The 2,129-nt window shown below is 45.3% G+C and carries 1 protein-coding gene and 1 pseudogene; both read right to left on the bottom strand.

Annotated elements, in window-relative coordinates:
• A partial coding sequence (locus N7974_RS20435; protein WP_262967374.1) for an integrase catalytic domain-containing protein occupies window positions 1–1,300 on the bottom strand: 1,300 nt, incomplete at its 3' end.
• 56 nt (window positions 1,301–1,356) lie between these two features.
• Window positions 1,357–2,129, bottom strand: a pseudogene (locus tag N7974_RS20430) (IS3 family transposase); the annotation flags it as partial.

Genomic DNA, 2,129 nt, shown 5'->3' with positions numbered 1-2,129 from the left:
AGATGCGTGGTGCTTTTCTTAAGTCAGTTATTTTATTGGTTCGGTAATAACGACTTACAGGAGTATTTTCCACTGGCTTAACAGGCTCTTGATCACCCACATTATCTGCTGCGCAATCGGCAACATGAGTTTCTGCCTTGCCATTTTTATTCCATGAAAATGTCCATAATTGGTCCTGTAATATTTCTAGTTGAGTGAGCATGTTAACAGGATCAATTGCCTCGTATTCGTGTGTTAGTAAATCTTTATTTGCCTGGCTAATATGCTCAGAAAGTAGAACACGTTGATAGGGCGTTTTTGCAGAGTCGTATTTTTTTGAAACTTTTGCTCCGCATCGTTCTTTCTCTATCAATTTCAATGAGGGTTGGAAATAATTAATATACTTCCTGAGCACCCGATATAGCTGAACTAGAGCTTCCCAGGCTTTTCTGCCTTCTAATCTGTCATAACCAACGAGTCGGCGCACAACTGAGCCATTCTTTTCTTCAATATGAGCCTGATCATTTTTTCGGTGTGTGCGTGCCCTCGTAAAGGTGATTTGTCTATCCTCACAGTAATCCAATAGCTCATAGTTAATAAATTCACTGCCACAATCGGTATCGAGTCCTTGTATAGGGAATGGCAATAACTCATCTACGATACGTAATCCGTCAATGACGTCTTTGGCGCTTTTTCGTAGTAAGGGAATACATTCTAGCCAACCCGTAGCAATGTCAACCAGCACCAGAGTGTTTAAGAAAGCGCCGTTCGTATTGCCACCACAGTGAGCAACCAGGTCTGCTTCTAAGAAGCCTGGAGTGACGTCGTCCCAATCGGCAAAGGTACGTATCTGAATCTGATTTTTTAATAAATTGCCAGGTCTAGTTGTGCTAACGCCTTTTCTGATAGTTTCTCGCTCTGGTCTGAGCAGTCTATCTACCGTTGCCGGACTGATACCGAGTAAGCGTGTTCGCACCTCTGCAGGAATTCGTAAATGGCCATAACGTTCCATAACCCCAATCAATTCTGGCAAAAAAGGTACGAGACGCTTAGAGCATATTTGGTTAGCCGTATACCAGATCGAATATAGGGCTTGACGAGTTTGTTCATCGTATTTCTGGCTCCCTAGTCTCTCCTTTGGCTGTTCAGGCTCTGCTTTACTGTTCATCAGCTGGATAGCATGCTTTCGGTCATAACCGGTGGCAGCCACAAACCCATCTAATATTTTTCCTTTATCTATCCAACTCGAATTACAGTATTTCTGCCGGATACTTGCCAGTAATTCTTTTCGAGCAGATAAGCTCATCGATTTAATTATCATCTAAAACCCCTTTTATAGTATTTAAAAGTAGTACGATTTTAGATGAGGCAACGATCCTTAAGTAGTATGATTTTTAGTGAGGCAATGCGACCGGACAGGGTAATTGTCGCCGAACACAATACGCCAGTAAACGCATCACTGGTAAATTGCGAGCCTTGGTCGCTATTAAAGATCTCAGGCGTCCCATAGGTCCTGATGGCATCTTCCAAACAGTCCACACAAAATCCCGCCTCCATGGTGTTCGACAACCGCCAGGACAGTATCTTGCGACTATACCAGTCGATGATCACCACCAAATACACGAAGCCACGCGGCATCCGTATATAGGTGATGTCGGTGCTCCACACCTGATTGGGACGAATGATGTCGAGCCCTCTTAATAAATACGGATAAATCTTGTGCTGCGGGTGTGCCTTACTGGTATTGGGCCCAGGCGCCATACCGACCAAGCCTAACGTTCGCATCAAGCGCTGAACCCGCTTGCGATTAACCCGATGCCCAAGCTTGCACAGGTAGGCTGTCATGCGCCGTGAGCCATAAAAAGGGTGGCGCGTGTACTCTTCATCAAGCAACTGCAACAACAGGCATTCATGTTTATCAACTACATTCAGTAGATGCTTTTGGCGCGCATACACCACCGAGCGCGTGACCGCGAGCAATTTACATTGCGTAGATAGCGCAAGTTCCTCGCTGGAATCGAGCAATTTCTGCCGCTCTGCTACAGGTTGATCCCAGACTTTTTTCTAGTGCCCCGTGCGGGTATTTAGCCAGTCCAGTTCCATGTTAAGTTGCCCTATCTTGGCGTACAACCTGTCGGGATCATTCTGGG

It is taken from the genome of Methylobacter psychrophilus (assembly GCF_025583945.1).
Classification (GTDB): Bacteria; Pseudomonadota; Gammaproteobacteria; order Methylococcales; family Methylomonadaceae; genus Methylobacter_C; species Methylobacter_C psychrophilus.
Note: the sequence above shows the minus strand (reverse complement) of the source record. Positions and strands in the feature narration are given on the sequence as shown.